20 protein-coding genes are annotated in these 16,415 nt (G+C 64.5%); 10 read left to right on the top strand and 10 right to left on the bottom strand.

The features are described from left to right. Positions 1 to 71 precede the first annotated feature (71 nt). Positions 72 to 752 (top strand): RadC family protein, encoded by a 681-nt coding sequence (locus tag LGY53_RS36375; protein WP_225731242.1) that lies wholly within the window; start codon positions 72 to 74, stop codon positions 750 to 752. Positions 753 to 786: 34 nt separating this feature from the next. On the opposite strand, the gene LGY53_RS36370 is transcribed toward LGY53_RS36375, so the two are convergent. Further along, on the bottom strand, positions 787 to 1,821 hold the full coding sequence (locus LGY53_RS36370; protein ID WP_225731241.1) for an adenosine deaminase: 1,035 nt from the start codon (positions 1,819 to 1,821) through the stop codon (positions 787 to 789). A 155-nt stretch (positions 1,822 to 1,976) separates the two neighbouring features. On the opposite strand from LGY53_RS36370, the gene LGY53_RS36365 reads away from it, so the two are divergent. From LGY53_RS36365 to LGY53_RS36335, 7 genes are all read left to right on the top strand, one after another. Continuing rightward, positions 1,977 to 3,398, top strand: a complete 1,422-nt coding sequence (locus LGY53_RS36365; RefSeq protein WP_225731240.1) for an MFS transporter — start codon at positions 1,977 to 1,979, stop codon at positions 3,396 to 3,398. A 123-nt stretch (positions 3,399 to 3,521) separates the two neighbouring features. After that, on the top strand, positions 3,522 to 4,901 hold the full coding sequence (locus LGY53_RS36360; protein WP_225731239.1) for an MFS transporter: 1,380 nt from the start codon (positions 3,522 to 3,524) through the stop codon (positions 4,899 to 4,901). A 540-nt stretch (positions 4,902 to 5,441) separates the two neighbouring features. Further along, positions 5,442 to 7,244, top strand: a complete 1,803-nt coding sequence (locus LGY53_RS36355; protein WP_225731238.1) for a hypothetical protein — start codon at positions 5,442 to 5,444, stop codon at positions 7,242 to 7,244. Further along, positions 7,241 to 8,029 carry an ESX secretion-associated protein EspG gene (locus LGY53_RS36350; protein ID WP_225731237.1) on the top strand — a complete coding sequence of 263 codons (789 nt, stop codon included), beginning with the start codon at positions 7,241 to 7,243 and terminating at the stop codon, positions 8,027 to 8,029. Before LGY53_RS36355 ends, LGY53_RS36350 begins: the two co-directional genes overlap by 4 nt. A 35-nt stretch (positions 8,030 to 8,064) precedes the next feature. Next, positions 8,065 to 8,445 carry a hypothetical protein gene (locus LGY53_RS36345; RefSeq protein ID WP_225731236.1) on the top strand — a complete coding sequence of 127 codons (381 nt, stop codon included), beginning with the start codon at positions 8,065 to 8,067 and terminating at the stop codon, positions 8,443 to 8,445. Further along, on the top strand, positions 8,442 to 9,371 hold the full coding sequence (locus LGY53_RS36340; protein ID WP_225731235.1) for a hypothetical protein: 930 nt from the start codon (positions 8,442 to 8,444) through the stop codon (positions 9,369 to 9,371). Before LGY53_RS36345 ends, LGY53_RS36340 begins: the two co-directional genes overlap by 4 nt. 91 nt (positions 9,372 to 9,462) lie before the next feature. Then, positions 9,463 to 9,879: a hypothetical protein gene (locus LGY53_RS36335; protein WP_225731234.1), complete on the top strand. Its 417-nt coding sequence runs from the start codon at positions 9,463 to 9,465 to the stop codon at positions 9,877 to 9,879. Positions 9,880 to 9,926: 47 nt separating this feature from the next. On the opposite strand, the gene LGY53_RS36330 is transcribed toward LGY53_RS36335, so the two are convergent. Together LGY53_RS36330 and LGY53_RS36325 are read right to left on the bottom strand one after the other, a co-directional pair. After that, entirely contained in the window at positions 9,927 to 10,343 is a 417-nt protein-coding gene (locus LGY53_RS36330; RefSeq protein WP_225731233.1) for a VOC family protein, read from the bottom strand. Between the two features lie 33 nt (positions 10,344 to 10,376). Further along, complete coding sequence (locus LGY53_RS36325) at positions 10,377 to 10,811, bottom strand: helix-turn-helix domain-containing protein (protein WP_225731232.1); 435 nt, start codon at positions 10,809 to 10,811, stop codon at positions 10,377 to 10,379. A 164-nt stretch (positions 10,812 to 10,975) separates the two neighbouring features. On the opposite strand from LGY53_RS36325, the gene LGY53_RS36320 reads away from it, so the two are divergent. Then, complete coding sequence (locus LGY53_RS36320; protein WP_225731231.1) at positions 10,976 to 11,380, top strand: DUF2000 domain-containing protein; 405 nt, start codon at positions 10,976 to 10,978, stop codon at positions 11,378 to 11,380. Positions 11,381 to 11,451: 71 nt separating this feature from the next. Here the strand turns inward: LGY53_RS36320 and LGY53_RS36315 are convergent, their stop codons facing one another. From LGY53_RS36315 to sdhC, 4 genes are read right to left on the bottom strand one after another with little or no spacing between them, the layout of a single operon-like run. Continuing rightward, positions 11,452 to 12,222, bottom strand: a complete 771-nt coding sequence (locus tag LGY53_RS36315) for a succinate dehydrogenase iron-sulfur subunit (RefSeq protein ID WP_167472337.1) — start codon at positions 12,220 to 12,222, stop codon at positions 11,452 to 11,454. Then, positions 12,222 to 13,991 carry a succinate dehydrogenase flavoprotein subunit gene (gene sdhA, locus LGY53_RS36310; RefSeq protein ID WP_225731230.1) on the bottom strand — a complete coding sequence of 590 codons (1,770 nt, stop codon included), beginning with the start codon at positions 13,989 to 13,991 and terminating at the stop codon, positions 12,222 to 12,224. Before sdhA ends, LGY53_RS36315 begins: the two co-directional genes overlap by 1 nt. Positions 13,992 to 14,007: 16 nt before the next feature. Then, on the bottom strand, positions 14,008 to 14,439 hold the full coding sequence (locus tag LGY53_RS36305) for a succinate dehydrogenase hydrophobic membrane anchor subunit (protein ID WP_225731229.1): 432 nt from the start codon (positions 14,437 to 14,439) through the stop codon (positions 14,008 to 14,010). Position 14,440: 1 nt separating this feature from the next. Continuing rightward, on the bottom strand, positions 14,441 to 14,845 hold the full coding sequence (sdhC, locus tag LGY53_RS36300) for a succinate dehydrogenase, cytochrome b556 subunit (protein WP_167472340.1): 405 nt from the start codon (positions 14,843 to 14,845) through the stop codon (positions 14,441 to 14,443). Between the two features lie 277 nt (positions 14,846 to 15,122). On the opposite strand from sdhC, the gene LGY53_RS36295 reads away from it, so the two are divergent. Beyond that, positions 15,123 to 15,524 (top strand): cytidine deaminase, encoded by a 402-nt coding sequence (locus LGY53_RS36295; RefSeq protein WP_225731228.1) that lies wholly within the window; start codon positions 15,123 to 15,125, stop codon positions 15,522 to 15,524. Between the two features lie 38 nt (positions 15,525 to 15,562). On the opposite strand, the gene LGY53_RS36290 is transcribed toward LGY53_RS36295, so the two are convergent. From LGY53_RS36290 to LGY53_RS36280, 3 genes are read right to left on the bottom strand one after another with little or no spacing between them, the layout of a single operon-like run. Next, a complete protein-coding gene (locus LGY53_RS36290) occupies positions 15,563 to 15,817 on the bottom strand; it encodes a hypothetical protein (RefSeq protein WP_225731227.1) in 255 nt (84 codons plus the stop codon). Positions 15,818 to 15,842: 25 nt separating this feature from the next. Beyond that, positions 15,843 to 16,112: a hypothetical protein gene (locus tag LGY53_RS36285; protein WP_225731226.1), complete on the bottom strand. Its 270-nt coding sequence runs from the start codon at positions 16,110 to 16,112 to the stop codon at positions 15,843 to 15,845. A gap of 10 nt (positions 16,113 to 16,122) precedes the next feature. Next, entirely contained in the window at positions 16,123 to 16,341 is a 219-nt protein-coding gene (locus tag LGY53_RS36280) for a hypothetical protein (protein ID WP_225731225.1), read from the bottom strand. Positions 16,342 to 16,415 lie beyond the last annotated feature (74 nt).

The raw sequence follows: 16,415 nt of genomic DNA, 5'->3' as shown, positions 1-16,415 counted from the left end.
GGCCGCCCGCACCCGACATGTCGGTGGGTGCTGGCATGATCCGAATCCACCACCGCACCCGAGGGGGACCGATGTCGATACCGATTGCCAATCTGCCCTCCGCCGCGCGCCCGCGCGAGCGGCTGCTCGCCCTCGGCCCACACGCGCTCAGCGACGGCGAACTGCTCGCGCTGCTGCTGCGCCAGGGCCGCCGCGGTACGAGCGCGCTGGACATGGCCACCGAACTGCTCGCCGAACACGGCGGACTCACCGGGCTTTCCGGCGCCCGCCCCGAGGAACTGTCCCGGCGCACCGGCGTCGGCGCGGCGAAGGCCGCCGCGATCGTCGCGGCATTCCACCTTGGTTCGCGGGCCCGCGGTCGCACCGATACCGCGCCGCGGCTGACCGGCACCGCCGAGGTGGCCGCGGTGGCGCTGCCGATGTTCGCGGGCGTCCGCGTCGAACGGCTGCTGGTGCTGGTATGCGATGCGCAGAATCGCCTGCGGCACAAGATGTTCGTGGCGGAGGGCGCGCTAGACCAGGTCATCGTCCCGGTGCGCGAGGTGCTGAATACGGTGCTGCGGCACGACGGCCGCGCTTTCGCCATCGTGCACAACCACCCGTCCGGCGACCCGAATCCGAGTATGGACGACCGCCGCACCACCGCCCGGCTCATCGCCGCCGCCGATACGGTCGGCCTGCGCTTCCTCGACCATGTGGTGATCGCGGGCGAGCGCTGGTCGACCGTGCCGCCGCTGTTCCAGGTCGAATGAGCGGGCGTGCCCGGCGCATCGCCCGGGTCGCCGATCACCGGGCGGCGAGCCAGGATTCGGTATAGCTGTCGATATCGCCGATCAGCGCGGCCTTCGCGGCGTCGTCGAGAAATGAGGCGGTCACGGCATTTCTCGCGAGGTTCGCCAGGCCGCGCTCGTCGAGGTTCAGCAGGTCGGCCGCCACCGCGTACTCGGTATTGAGGTCGGTGCCGAACATCGGCGGATCGTCGGAATTGATCGTGACCAGCACGCCGGCCTCGATCATCCGCGCGATCGGATGATCGGCGAGCGAGGGCACGGCGCGGGTCGCGACATTCGAGGTCGGGCACACCTCGAGCGGGATGCGCAGCTCGGCCAGGTGCCGCAGCAGCCGCGCATCCCGCACGGCGCTGGTGCCGTGGCCGATCCGTTCGGCGCGCAGCTCGGTGAGCGCATCCCAGATCGTGCCGGGGCCGGTCGTCTCGCCGGCGTGCGGCACGCTGTGCAATCCGGCGGCGATCGCGCGGTCGAAAACCGGTTTGAATTGCGGTCGTGGCACACCGGTTTCCGGACCGCCGAGACCGAACGAGACCAGTCCATCGGGACGCAGGCGGTCGGCGGTGGCGAGCCGGACGGTCTCCTCGGCGGCCGCCAGCCCCTGCTCCCCGGGGATGTCGAAGCACCAGCGCAGCCGGATGCCGAAATCGGCCTCGGCCGTGATTCTGGCGTCCTCGATCGCATCCAGGAAACCGCGCGGATCGATGCCGCGGATCATCGAACTGTATGGCGTCACAGTGAGTTCGGCGTATCGGATGTGCTGCCCGGCCATATCGCGGGCGATCTCGTAGGTCAGCAGCCGGACGTCCTCCGGTGTGCGGATCAGGTCCACCACCGACAGATAGACCTGGATGAAATGCGCGAAGTCGGTGAATCTGAAGTAATCGGCAAGTGCCTCAGCGTTTTTCGGAACCGGTGAATCCCGGTGGCGGGACGCCAATTCCGCGACGATGCGGGGTGAGACGGAGCCGACGTGATGGACATGTAGTTCGGCTTTGGGCAGTTCGGCGATGAACGCGGACAGGGTGGTCAAGCTGTCACCTCCGGCGGAGATCGGGCCTGGGGTCAGCGTAAGCGATTGCCGCGCACCGGAACTCGGATCGAGTGCGTTCGGGTGGGTAGATCGTGACCCAGATCTCGAGCGGGATCCCTTTACCTCGAGTGGGGTTCAGGTCCAAGAATCGTCCCATGACTTCTACGGAACCCGCCGCCGGGTGGCGTGACCTGGTCACGGATGGCCGAATCGGTGCTGCCATCGTGCTGGCCGGTGGCACCGCACTGTACGCGATCAGCAGCTATGTGACCGCGAGCCTACTGCCCACCGCCATTCAGGATATCGGCGGTGCGCGTTACCTCGCCTGGGCCACAACGGTTTTCGTAGTGGCATCGATCCTGTCGTCCACCTTGGTCGGCAAAATGCTCGCGGTGCGCGGGCCGATCGGCGCGTATCTCACCGGCTTCGGTCTGTTCTCGGTCGGCACCGTGATCTGCGCGGCGAGTCCGGTGATGGCGGTCTTGCTGGTCGGGCGCACCGTGCAGGGGTTCGGCGGCGGCCTGCTGATGGGGCTGGGCTATTCGGTGATCCACATCGCGTATCCGCAGCGGTTGCGGGCCAGGGCGGCGGCGTTGGTGTCGGCGATGTGGGGCGTCGGCACCTTCGTCGGTCCGGCGCTCGGCGGCGTCTTCGCCCAATTGGGCGTGTGGCGTTTGGCTTTCGTGGCGCTGGCGGTGCTGTGCGTCGCGATCGGGTCCGTCGTCCCGTTCGCGTTGCGCGGCAGCGAACCCAGCGGACACGCGCACCGGATTCCGGTCGCCTCCCTGGCGCTGTTGACCGCCGCCGCGGCTCTGCTCAGCATCGGCAGTGTGTTGCGTGGCGGATGGACGGAGCTTGCCATCGCGGGCGCACTGGCCGTGATCGCCGGATTCCTCGCACACGAGCGCCGGGCGGCGGTCTCGGTGCTGCCGCGACTGACCTTCGACCGTGAATCGCCGCTGCGCTGGATCTATCTGACGATGATCGGCGTCGCGATCGGGATCAGCCTGGAGAACTTCATTCCGCTGTTCGCGCAGGAACTCGGCGGGATGGCACCGCTGGTCGCGGGCTTCATCGGCGCCGCGGCCTCGCTGGGCTGGACGGTGGCGCAGATCTTCAGCGTCAACGCGACCGGGCACCGCGCCACCGAACGGCTGCGGATCATCGGCCCCGTTGTCCTGTCCACCGGGCTCTTCCTCACCGCGATCTTCCAGATCCGCAGTGGCGGCATCGCGATGATCATCGTTTGGATCGTCTGCATGATGGTCGCGGGGGCCGGAATCGGTTTGGCCTGGCCGCATTTGGCCACTGCGGTAATGGGCGCCAGCCCGGACCCGGCCGAGGGACAGCAGGCGGCCGCGGCCATCGGCACTGTCCAACTCATCGCCAACACCTTCGGCGCCGCGATCTCCGGCGTGCTGGTGAACCTCGGCGATCCGTCCCCGCTGCGTTCGGCGCGCTTCCTGGAAACCGGGCTCGCGGTCATCGCCGCACTCGGCGTCCTGAGCGCGCTGGCCGCCCGGCGGCCCGCGAGCCGGGCCGTGCCCGCCACCGCGCTTGCCGAGACCATCGCCTGACGCGTCGGGGTACATGCCGCGCCCGTGTCGACCTGCCCTACCGCAACTGTATTCGGCGACAATCGATGTCGTGACGCAGGCCGGGGTGCGGATGACCAGGGGAGCCCGACTCGGCAGTGCCGGATGACGATACCCGCTACGACGCCGCGTGCCGGTCCGGTTGTGGCGGTCATCGTCCTCGGCACGATTCTCAACCCGCTCGACGCCACCATGGTCGCCGTCGCGCTGGCTCCGATGCACACCTACTTCGGTGTTTCCGTCGCCGAGGTCTCGCTGCTGGTCACTAGCTTCTTCGTGGCGGGCGCCGTCGGGCAGACGCTCATGGGCAAGCTCGCGGAGGTCTTCGGTGCGCGGCGGGTCTTGCGCTCGGGTCTGCTGGCGGTCGCGATCAGCTGCGCCCTCGCCCCGTTCGCGCCGTCGCTGGGCTGGCTGATCGTCCTGCGGGTCGGGCAAGCGCTGGGCAGTTCGGTGGCATTCCCCACCGGAATGACGATCATCCGCAGGCAGCTGACCCGAGCTCCCGCACAGGCGATGGGCGCGGTCACGACCGCCAATACGCTCTCGGCCGCCGTCGGACCCTACGTCGGCGGACTGCTCGTGTCCTGGATGGGTTGGCAGGCAATCTTTTTCGCCAATATTCCGGTCGCGCTGCTCGCGGTGGCGCTCGCCGGGCGACTGCTGCCCCCGGATCCGCCGCATTCGCGGGAGATCGCGCGGGTGGATGTCCCGGGCGCGGGGCTCTACACCGCCACTCTGGTGGCGATGCTGGTATTCCTGCTCGGCCTCGGCAGCCCGGCGTCCTGGATCGCGCTGGCCGCGGCCGTCCCACTTATGGCGGGTTTCCTGTTGTGGGAGAGGCGAACTCGCGAACCGTTCCTGGATATCAGGCTCATGGTCCGCCAACTGGTGCTCCTCGGTGTGTTCGCACAGTATGCGCTGGCCAACGTCGCGTACTACGGCATGCTGTTCGCGGTGCCGACCTGGTTGCAGGTCGCGCGCGGCACCGATCCCGCCACCACTGGGCTGGTCCTGGTGCCGATGGCGGTCTGCAGTGCGGCGCTGACACCGTTGGCCGCGTACTGGATTCATCGCCGCGGTCCCGCCGCGACCCTGTGCACGGCCTCGGTCGTACTCGCCGTCGGTGGTGCGCTGCTGTTCACTGTCCAAACCGGGACGTCGCTGGTGCTGGTGGCGATCTACAGCGTGCTGGCAGGCATCCACAACAATCCCAACACTCTCGGACTACAAGCCGTGCTGTACCAGCACACCGCCACCGAGCAAACCGGCACGGTCAGTGGGGTGTTCCAGAGTTTTCGCTATATAGGCTCGATCCTGTCCACCGCGCTACTGGGATTGGCCTTCGGACACCAGGCGAGTGACGGTGCCATACGCCTGTTCGCCGCAACCCTCTTCGCCGTCGGCGTGCTGATCACCATCATGAATGTCGGCCGCCGGGCAAAAAGTCGTGGTCGCGAGGTGGATTCGCCGAGCACGGCACGGTGAGCGCCCGCGTTCGAGATATGGGCACGGTGCAGTTGGCAGCCGATGTCTTCTGTGCCGCGATCTCCGGCGTGCTGGTGAACCTGGGCGATACTGCTGCATTCGGGTCGCTACCTGGAGATCGGATGGATATCCATGAGCCGCGGCCGCCGTGTTCCTGATAAGTCGCCGATAAACGGTTGATGCATCATCTAGTTATTGCGTGCCCCAAAATATATTGGCATTCCGGTAAGGCGAACATATTCAGCAGGGCGCTCAATTGCTGAATTGACTGTTCGCGCTGATGTATTGACTATTCGCGCACGGCGATGTGCTCGGGCTTTCCGGCGGTGCGCGGCTGATGTAGTCTTTGCGAACGGCGGCCTACTCGCGGTGTGGCAGTGGCTGGCGTGAACGTTGGAGTGGCGTTCGAAAACGGGGAGAGTCTTGTTCAATTGTATTCGGGGCGGGTGCGTCTTGTGCGCTAATTCATCGCTCGATGTGCGGGGGTCCTCGGGGCAATCGGGCGATGATATGTATGTGACTGGTCGATGGGGGTAGCTTATGGTCACCGAAAATTCGGACCCGCAGCCGGATGTCAACCCGTGGCCGGTATTGAAAGAAAAGGCCTCGCGGCGTCAGCTCGAGTTTCGCCCTGATGTCGCCTATGGAATAGCCGATGCCGCCGCCGCGACCATTGGACATGTGCGTTCGCTGCAATTGGATGCGAGAGCGCTGGCCAAGAAGAAGCCGCTGTCCAATTTGCCTTCGGGGACCGAACTGAGCAATGTCTTCACAGACCGGGCCGCCGCACTCGACGACATTATGGACACGCATCTCGGGATACTGCAGGACCTGGTCGACACGATGATCGCGGCAGGTAAGGCGTACGACCGCGTCGATCTGGACAATGCCGGCTCGGTATCCGCCGCCGGGCTCACAGGCACGGACTATCAGGGCAAACTCGACGAGATCACGGTGCCGCAGGCGCCGATCCGGGTCCGGCCGTACGACGATGTCATACCGGACCATTCCGAACCGAACGGATGCGCTCCCTCGGAAATGTCCAAGGAACTGCGGGTGCTCGCGGATCGCGAAACCGTTCCGATTCATCCGGAACCGCCGGCCCAGTCCTGGCGAACTCTGCACGAATTGCGCGTGCACATCGAATACAACATGGTCGTGGCGGGGATGGCGGACTGGGCGTACCGCTGTAATCGCCTCGGCGAAGACCTGGATATGGCGTTCGCCGATCTCGGCGACAAGGCGATCACACACGCCGCGGACTGGGAGGGCGATGCGAAAGAGGTTGCCGCCTCGGCCATCCAGAAATATGTCACGAGTACGAAGCCGCTGCGTGCGGCCATGAATCTGATGGCCGAGAACGCGGATCTGACGAGACAGTATCTGGCGTGGACGCATGCGGGCATGCCGGTGGAGCCGGAGAATCCGCATGATCAAAGCGTATTGGAGGATTACGACGGGGCAAGCGGTAATACGGTCGCGGATAAACTTCCCGAATATCAGCAGAGGTTCGCGGAGCGGTATCTCGCCAATCTGGCGATGACCGCCGAATATGTTCCGGTCTTTCCCCGTCCGGAAGCCTCCTTCAGTGGGCTGCCCGCCCAAGAGATCAAGGGGCGGCTCGGTGATGTCGGCGGCAGGAACTCCATCATCCGGGACGGGCTGCGCTCGGGTCTGGACGATCTGTTGTCGCGCGGCCCACTCGACCTTTCCGGGGATATCACCTTGCCGCAGCCGGAAACCGATCAGCCACAGCATGATTCGGAGGACGAGCCGGACCAGGACCAGCCGCAGGGGCAGGGCGAGGACGATCCGCAACCTGACGATCCGCAGCCCGACGATCCGCGGCATTCGGGCCAGTCCGGACTCGACGGTATGTCGTCGGTATCGCAGGGTTTGCCGCAGCTGTTCTCGGCCGCGCAACAGGCGGCGGCGCAGCGCTCGCTGGAGCCCGCGATGAGCTCGACACCGCCTTCGGAGGTCGACAAGGAGAAGCCGCCCATGCCGACGAACAAATCGGCCGGGCTGCCCAAATCAGGGTTGCCCAAACTCGGCGGCAGCCCGTTCGGCCCGGCGTTGCCGAAGGAATTGACCCAGCCGCAGGCGAGCAAGATGTTTCCGCGCGCGGGTCTACCGACGGGCCGCGACGGTTCCCCGGCCCGCGCCACCGCGCCTGCGCCGGTGGCAGGCGCGCCGGGTGCACCGGGTATGTCGGGTGCGCCCGCGCGCGGCGCGCAAAGCGACGAGAAACACCAGACCTCGCCGGCCTTGAAATCGCGCGAGAACCTGGATGACGCGATAGGGGATCCGATGATCGTCGGAAGGCCGGTGCTGGATATATGAATCAGCGCTGGAGTTTCACCGATCTGGAATTCGTCGCGGTGTGGGCGCCGCTGCGGGAGGATATCTTGCCGCAGCCGTTCACCCACGTCACCGATATTCCGAGCGGTGCGCGGTACGAGTACGAATTGCGCTCGGCGCGTGCGCGATTGGATTCCATCGCGGATGGTGCGCGCGAGCTGATGCTGCAGGATATCGCGCGTCCGGACCTCACCGTACTCGTGCGTGCACTGGACGGCCGTGATCGGCGTGATCCCGAGGGCAGCATTCGGATGCTGGCCGCGCGACGCGGGGATCGGGGGTATCTGGTAACTCAGTTACCGGGGCGAACCGTCGATCACAGCGGTGGATTCCTGGTGACCGGATGCCACGCGCTCGATCTGGCCGCGACGGTGGTCGGTGCATTGCCGAATGTGCCGCCCGGCCGACAGGGCTGGGTCACTTTGCCAGGAGGCGACGACGGCATGGATCACTCCTTCGAAGTGTCGCGCTGGCGCGACACATTCGACGATACCGAGGAACGTAGTCGGAATTTTCTGCGCGTACCGGCCTCGACCATCGGTCGAATCGAGATCCGTCAGGATATTTCGCGTTTCGGCCCCCGCGGCCGGACGATTCGAGTGCTCTTCTGGCGGGATCTGCTCGACGACGGGCGTTATGCGATCGTCCCGGCGAATCCGCCGGCCGCGCAGCCGGTCGATGCCCGAGCACTCACCAACATGATCAATACCGAGATAGCGACGATTGTTCGCGCGATCGAGGACGAGCAGGCATTTCAGGAGGCATGATTTCGGCCGGTATGAGAGCGGATGACGATTGAAAGATGGGGAACATGGTTCATGACAATAAAAAATTCGGCGCCGATCTCTACGCGCTGGAGATTGTGGCGAAGACAGATTTTCCGACAGTGATGGGTTTATATGTCGACGCTATCATCAAGTGCGATAGTGTCCGTGCCGATGTGCCGGGGGCGATGTGGCGTCCGATGGAAATCAGTGGTGATACGTATGGTCCGGTACACGACGCCTACCTCGGCCTGCACGATACGGTGGTGGATTTCCTGAGAACGACCGTGGATAATCTGAGTGCGACGGCCAAGGCGCTGGACAAGGCGGTGCAGTATTTCGCGGCTACCGACCAAGAAGCGGCCGACGAGATGAATCGCCATATGCGCGAAGGATCGATACCCGGCGGTGGGCGATGAGTTTCGACCAGCTCATGCAACATGCGAAGGAAATCAGAGAGAAGGGTGCGCAGCTGGCGGCGCGCGAGGACCGGGAAAATCAGGCGAAGAACGGCGCGGTGTACGTCCCGCCTCCCTTCGACGTATTCCGGCGGATGTTCGATTTCGTCGACCCATTGCTGGAACCGTACTCCAGATTGCCGAATCCGGCGATGTACGATTTGCCGATAAATGATCTCAAGGAAGCCATGAAGAAGGTGATGATCCAGTCCGCCCACATCACCAAACTCAGCGATGACGTCGACTTCGTGGACACAAAGCTGAACCATATGACAACCGATGCCGGTTATCTGGATGGCTGGACCGGCCATGCTGCGATGGCTTTCAAGCGCGAATTTCTCGACACCTTCCAGACGATAGCTGGGAACCAATTCACGGCCCTGTCCATTCTGCGCGGCGTCCTCCAGGCACATCGGGCGATGTGGGAGGAAGCACGAAAAAATATCGATGCTATCGCGGAAAACACGATTCATATATTGGACAACGCCAATGACTGCTGGAGCTCGAACAGGGCGGGGTTCACGTTCACCGTGCTGTCCGCGGTCGGCACGGTCGGTTCGGCAGGCATTACCATCGCGACCGCGGGCGCTACCGGGCCGGCTGCCGCGATCGGAGCGGCCGCGACCGTGGGTAATGCCATCAAGGCAGCTAAGGACGCAGATATATCCGGAGCCTCGGTCGCCGCCATAGTCAGCTCGTTGAAGCAGGCGGTCAAGGATCTCGACGACCACATCAAGGAGGTCGAGAATGACATTGTCGAGCACGTGCGGAAGCTGAGTGAGGCCCTGCACGGAAACGCCGACAAACTTGTCTCCGCCCGCCCCGCACTGGCCGATATGAGCGATAGCGACCTTATCGGTGACCGTGGCATGGGTACCAAGGACTAGAGACGGGGGCAGGGCTGTGGCGGGTTTGGCCGAAAAGCTCGACGATATCCGGATACGTGTATGTGCGCCGGAGTGGGATCTCGAAGCGGAATTGAGTCATCGTACAGATATCACGCTGTTGTTCGGGGAGGGTGCTCACGCGTTCGCCGATGAAAACAGATTGGAGTGGGCGCTGGCCGATATTGCGCGGCTGTTATGGATCGAGTGGCAGCGGCGGTATCGAAGGGTGGTCGAGGAGGAGACGGATCTGATCATCGATGCGGTAGATTCGCGGGATTTCAACTTCTTCGCCGACCGGGCCGAAGTCGAGGTCAGCGGTGCATCCCGCGACGGGCGGATCAGGATCTCCTCGACAGGTATGGCGGATTTCTCGGTTCGCGTCGAGCCCGGCACCATGCGTGAAATATCCGGAGGTCAGCTGAGTGCGAATTTCTCCGAAGCGGCCACGGAACTGCTCCGGGATCTCCGAGCCAAGGTGGGAGAACTCAAGCGGCGGTACTACGGCTGATGAAACCCGCCTTCGCTTTTCAGCGAAGGCGGCCTTCTCGTTCCGCCCTATTGGGCGGCCAGCTGGGCCAGCCGCAGATTATTACCGGACGGGTCGCGGAACGAGCAGTCGATACCGTACGGCCGCTGCTCCGGCTTTTCGACGAACTCGACGCCGCGCGCCGACATCGCCTCGTAATCGGCCTGCACGTCGTCGGTGGTCAGAAACACCGTTCCGGCAAAGCCTTTCGACATGAGGTTGCGCACCTCGGCCTGAGTCCCGGCATCCATGACCGGCTCACCGGGGATGGCCATCAACACGATCTCCACGTCGGGTTGACCGGCGGGACCCACCGAGAGCCACCGGAAGCCGCCCATCTCCGGCATGCTGATATCGCTGCGCAGTTCCAAGCCGACCTGCTCGGTGTAGAACGCGCGCGCCGCGTCCTGATCGTGCACCCACAGTTGCACGCTGCTGATCTTCATGGTGTCCTCCTCGCTCTTATGTTCGGGGGAACACTAACCTTCGGTAGCCGTCGAGTCTTCTCGAAACGTGCTGCGTTGCGGTCTGCCGAAGAACCGCACCATGCAAGCCGGGATACGCGCGTAATCCGCCGCCGGGGGAAATGCCGCCCGGTACGCCGTCGGTGAGCGCCCGTAGGTTCTGGTGAAGCTGGTGGTGAAGGATCCGACGCTCTGCCAGCCCACCAGGAAACAGATTTCGGCCACCGAACGGTCGGTGGTCCGCAGCAGCGCGGCGGCTCGTTCGAGCCTGCGGGTCAACAGGTAGCCGTGTGGCGACTCTCCGAACGCCCGCCGGAACTCGCGGCTGAAATGCGCCCGCGACAGTCCGGCGGCGCGCGCCATATCCGCCACACCCAGCGGCTCGGCATATCGCGCGTCGGCGAGATCCTTGGCCTTCAACAGATGCCGGGCGAGCGGGACCGAAACCACGTGGTCAGTATGCCCGCATCGCGACCGCGGATCCGGCCTGGGCGGACAAATTCGGACGGGAATCGATCGAATCGTCTTCGCCGGTAAGCGAAATGTCCACACAGGCCGGGTGACTCCGCACCAGCGTTCAATATCCGGACCCGCCCCGGGGCAATGATCGACCCATGAGCAAGACCAAGATTGCCGTTGTGCTCCGGGACGATCTCGCCACCTGGCAGCGACTCAACGTGACCGCGTTCCTGGCGAGCGGCATCGCGGTGGGCTGCCCATCCACCGGCGAGGCGTACCAGGACGGCTCCGGCGTGAAGTATCTGCCGATGTTCACCGACCCCGTACTGGTCTACGCCGCCGACCCAGCGAACATCGACGCCGCCTACCAGCGCGCACTGAGCCGAGAACTCCCGATGTCGATCTACCCCGAGGACCTCTTCGGCACCTTCAACGACGAGGACAACCGCACCGCCGTACGCGCCCTCACCCCCGACGACCTCCGCCTCGCCGGCTTCGCCCTACACGGCCCACGCAACGCCATCGACAAAGTAGTCAAAGGCCTACCACTACACCCGTGACCCCAGGGTCGGCCTCGAAAGACGAAGGCCGCCTTCGTCTTTCGACGCAGGCGGCCTTCGGGTGGGTGGGGTCAGCGGGCGAAGAGGAGGGCGCGCTTGACTTCTTGGATGGCCTTCGTTACCTCGATGCCGCGGGGGCAGGCGTCGGTGCAGTTGAAGGTGGTGCGGCAGCGCCAGACGCCTTCGACGTCGTTGAGGATGTCGAGGCGTTCGCGGGCGCCCTCGTCGCGGCTGTCGAAGATGAAGCGGTGCGCGTTGACGATGGCGGCGGGGCCGAAGTAGCTGCCGTCGCTCCAGTACACGGGGCAGGAGGTGGTGCAGCAGGCACACAGGATGCACTTGGTGGTGTCATCGAAGCGGTGCCGGTCGGCCTGGCTCTGGATGCGTTCGCGGGTCGGCTCGTTGCCCGAGGTGATCAGGTACGGCTTCACCGCGCGGAACGCGTCGAAGAACGGCTCCATATTCACCACGAGATCCTTCTCCACGGGCAGGCCGCGGATCGGCTCGACGGTGACGGTCAGCGACTTACCGTCCTTGGGCAGCATGTCCTTCATCAGCACCTTGCAGGCCAACCGGTTCACACCGTTGATCCGCATGGCATCCGAACCGCACACGCCGTGCGCGCACGACCGGCGGAAGGTGAGCGTGCCGTCCAGGTAGGACTTGATGTAGATGAGCACGTTCAGGAAGCGGTCGGTCGGCAGGACCGGCACCTGGAACGACTCCCAGTGCGCGCCCTTGTCGTCCTCCGGATTGAACCGGGCCACCTTCACGGTGATCATCACCGAGCCCTCGGGGACCGGTGCGGGAGCCTGCGTCGTCGGTTCGGCTACGGCAGTCATCAGTACTTACGCTCCATCGGCTCGTAGCGGGTCTGCACCACCGGTTTGAAGTCGAGGCGGATATCGGCGATCAGATCCGCACCCTGCTTGTATGCCATGGTGTGCCGCATGAAGTTGACGTCGTCGCGGTCCGGGTAATCCTCGCGGGCGTGGCCGCCGCGCGACTCCTTGCGGTTGAGCGCACCGACAACGGTGACCTCGGCCAGCTCGAGCAGGAAGCCGAGCTCGACCGCCTCCAGCAGATCGCTGTTGTATCGCTTGCCCTTGTCCTGCACCGTGATTCGGGCGTAGCGCTCCTTGAGCGCGTGGATGTCGGTGAGCGCCTGCTTGAGGGTGTCCTCGGTGCGGAACACGGCGGCGTTCATATCCATCGTGTACTGCAGTTCGGTGCGGATATCGGCGACCCGCTCGTTGCCGTGATCGCTCAGCAGCTGCGCCAGCCAGGCCTGCACCATCGCGGCCGGGTTCTCCGGCATGTCGACGAATTCGGTGCGCTGGGCATATTCGGCGGCGGCGATGCCGGAGCGACGACCGAACACGTTGATGTCGAGCAGCGAGTTGGTGCCGAGGCGGTTCGAGCCGTGCACCGAGACGCATGCGCATTCGCCCGCCGCGTACAGGCCGGGCACCACATCGGTGTTGTTGCGCAGCACCTCGCCGCGGATCCTGGTCGGGATGCCGCCCATCACGTAGTGACAGGTCGGCATGACCGGAACCAGTTCCTTCACCGGGTCGACACCCAGGTAGGTGCGGGCGAATTCGGTGATGTCGGGCAGTTTCTCCTCGAGCACGTCCTCGCCGAGGTGGGTGACGTCGATGTAGACGTAATCCTTGTTCGGCCCGGCGCCGCGACCCTCCAGCACCTCGAGCACCATCGAGCGGGCGACGATATCGCGCGGCGCGAGGTCCTTGATGGTGGGGGCGTAGCGCTCCATGAAGCGCTCACCGCTGGCGTTGCGCAGGATGCCGCCCTCACCGCGGACGGCCTCCGAGATGAGGATGCCGAGCCCGGCCAGACCTGTCGGATGGAACTGGTGGAATTCCATGTCCTCCAACGGAAGTCCCTTGCGGAACACGATCGCCATACCGTCGCCGGTCAGCGTGTGCGCGTTGGAGGTGGTCTTGTACATCCGGCCGGAACCGCCGGTGGCGAAGACGATCGACTTCGCGTGGAAGACGTGGATATCGCCGGTGGCCAGCTCGTAGGCGACGACGCCGGTCGCGACCTGGCCGCGGTCGGTATCGGTCATGACCAGGTCGAGCACGTAGAACTCGTTGAAGAACTCCACGTCGTGCTTGACGCAGTTCTGGTACAGCGTCTGCAGGATCATGTGGCCGGTGCGGTCGGCGGCATAACATGCGCGGCGCACGGGGGCCTTGCCGTGGTCGCGGGTGTGGCCGCCGAAGCGGCGCTGGTCGATCTTGCCCTCGGGGGTCCGGTTGAACGGCAGACCCATCTTCTCGAGGTCCATCACCGCGTCGATGGCCTCCTTGGCCATGATCTCCGCGGCGTCCTGGTCGACCAGGTAGTCACCACCCTTGACGGTGTCGAAGGTGTGCCACTCCCAGTTGTCCTCTTCGACATTGGCCAGTGCGGCGCACATACCACCCTGCGCCGCGCCGGTGTGGCTGCGGGTCGGGTACAGCTTGGTCAGGACCGCCGTCCGGACACGCGGACCAGCTTCGATCGCCGCGCGCATGCCCGCGCCACCGGCGCCGACGATCACGACGTCGTAGCGATGCTGCTGAACGGGTCGGGATTCACTCATGCGAGGTGGCCTGTTCCTAACTGATGTTGGGGTCGAAGGTGAAGATGACGTAGGTGCCGACGGCCATGATCAGGATCATCGAGACGGCCAGCAGGGTGTTCAGCCAGAACCGGGTCGAGTCCTTGCGCGAGTAGTCCGCGATCACGGTGCGTAGACCGTTGCCGCCGTGCAACTGGGCCAGCCACAGCATGGTGAGGTCCCAGAGCTGCCAGAACGGGCTGGCCCAGCGGCCCGCGACGAAGCCGAAGTTGAGCCGCTTCACGCCGCCGTCGAGCATCAGCATGATCGTCATATGGCCGAAGACCAGCACGATCAGCAGCAGGCCGGAGAAGCGCATGAACAGCCAGGCGTACTTCTCGAAGTTGTTGTTGGCGCGGGCCCGCGGCGCGCGGGGCAGGTCCAGGCTCGCGGGGCGGTCGTAGGACTTACCGAGGACGGGTGCGGTCATATCAGTGCTCCGTGAACAGGTAGAAGAACTGGCGTCCGACGCCCGCGGCGGCGACAACGAACCAGATGGCGAGCACGATCCACAGCATTTGGCGCTGGTAGCGCGGCCCCTTCGACCAGAAGTCGACCAGGATCACGCGAACGCCGTTGAGCGCGTGGAACAGTACGCAGACGACCAGGCCCATCTCCATCAGCGCGACGATCGGGTTCTTGTAGGTCTCGATCGCCCGGTTGTAGGTATCGGGATGGACGCGAACCAGCGCGGTGTCCAAGACGTGCACGAAGAGGAAGAAGAAGATGGTGACACCGGTGATCCGGTGCAGCGCCCAGGACCACATTCCGGGGTCGCCTCGGTACAGCGTCTTCCGCTTCGGCTGAGCGGGAGCCGGAGCTTCTAGCGTGGTCATAGAGTGCGGTGCCTCCAACGTCGTTGATGGACCCGGTTGTTGGTCCCATTCCGGCTGAGTGGAGGGGCGAATGCCCAGGTGGCTACGCTCCGGCCCACCGCCGGGAACCTGAACCGATCTGTTCTGGACTCTAATCCTCTGCCAATCCCGGAACTAATTCGGCGTGCCGTGCGTTTGGCTACATTCGGCGGAGTTAGGTTTGCCTTTCTTTATGCGAAATGGCGCGCCCGGTAGTCGGCCAACCGGTAGGTTGGTCTGCGTACACGGGAGGTGTCCGATGTCGGAAATCGACTGGAATTTGTTGCGCGACAATGCTATTCAAGTTATGCGCAATGCCTATGCGCCGTACTCGCGGTTTCCGGTCGGCGCCGCGGCGCTCGGTGTGGATGGCTGCATCGTGCTCGGGTGCAATGTGGAGAATGTCTCATATGGTTTGGGCATCTGCGCCGAAACCGTACTCGTCGGTAACTTGATTTCCGGCGGCGGAGGGCGTCTGCGCGCCATCGCGGTCACCGATTCCCGCGGCGAAATTCTGTTGCCCTGTGGACGCTGCCGACAGGTCCTCTACGAACACGGCGGCCCCGAACTCCTCGTCGACCACGCGACCGGACCCGTTGCGCTCGGTGCGCTGCTGCCGGATGCCTTCGGCCCGGAGCACCTTGCCGCCGGGCAGGTTTGATGGCGATTCGGCTGTGGCGGCAGCCGAATCGGTCGGGTTTACCGCTCGATCGCCGAGATCGCGTCGACCTCCGCGTCGGTTGGCATCGTGACGACAGGGAGGTCGATCGGCTTCAGGCCCATCCGTTCCATTATCAGTGCCATGCCGTGGCCCACGTGGTTCAGGCCGTCGGCGATGCGCCCGTGCATGCGCCTGAGTTCGCGCGTTTCGCGAACCAATGCGCACAGCGACTCGTCGGTGAGATCCTCGATATCGGTGACACGAGTTTCGAGGCTGCCGAAGCGGCGCTCCATCGGTGTGGATGTCATCGGCGACACCTCAGCAATCCGCTTCGAGCAAGGCGTCGGTCTCTGCGTCGCTCGGCATCTCGAGCTCGTAGACATCAATGGGCGGAATGCCCATTCGCTCCATCATCAGCGCGACGCCCTGACCGATGGTGGTCTGCTGGTCCGCAACTCGCTCCACGAAGATCGAGACCTTGCGCAGGTCTCGTTCGATTCTGAGCCGCGCCGCCCCGGAGCGCTCTTCGATATCCGCGACCCGAATTTCCAACATACCGAGGCGGTCTTCGATCGGTGTGCGCGTCATCGGCGGCACCTCAGTCTTCCGCTTCGATCGCCGCGTCGATCTCGGCCTCGGTAGCCATCGAGACTTCGGATGTCGGCGTATGTGGAATGCCGAAATGTTCCATCATCGCGATCTGGTTCCTGCTCACGGTATGTAACAGATCGGTAGCTCGGCCCGCCCAGATCTCCAGCCCGATGACCCTTCGCCGCAGCTTGAGCTGAGCCTCACCGAAAGTTTCCTCGATATCCACAACCCGAGTCTCCAGGTTCGTGACCCGTCGTTCCAGATTCGCAATTGTCATGCCAAACCCCCAAACCCCTAGAT

Origin of the sequence: Nocardia sp. JCM 34519.1 (genome assembly GCF_020361265.1) — a bacterium.
Lineage (GTDB): Bacteria > Actinomycetota > Actinomycetes > Mycobacteriales > Mycobacteriaceae > Nocardia > Nocardia arthritidis_A.
Note: the sequence above shows the minus strand (reverse complement) of the source record. Positions and strands in the feature narration are given on the sequence as shown.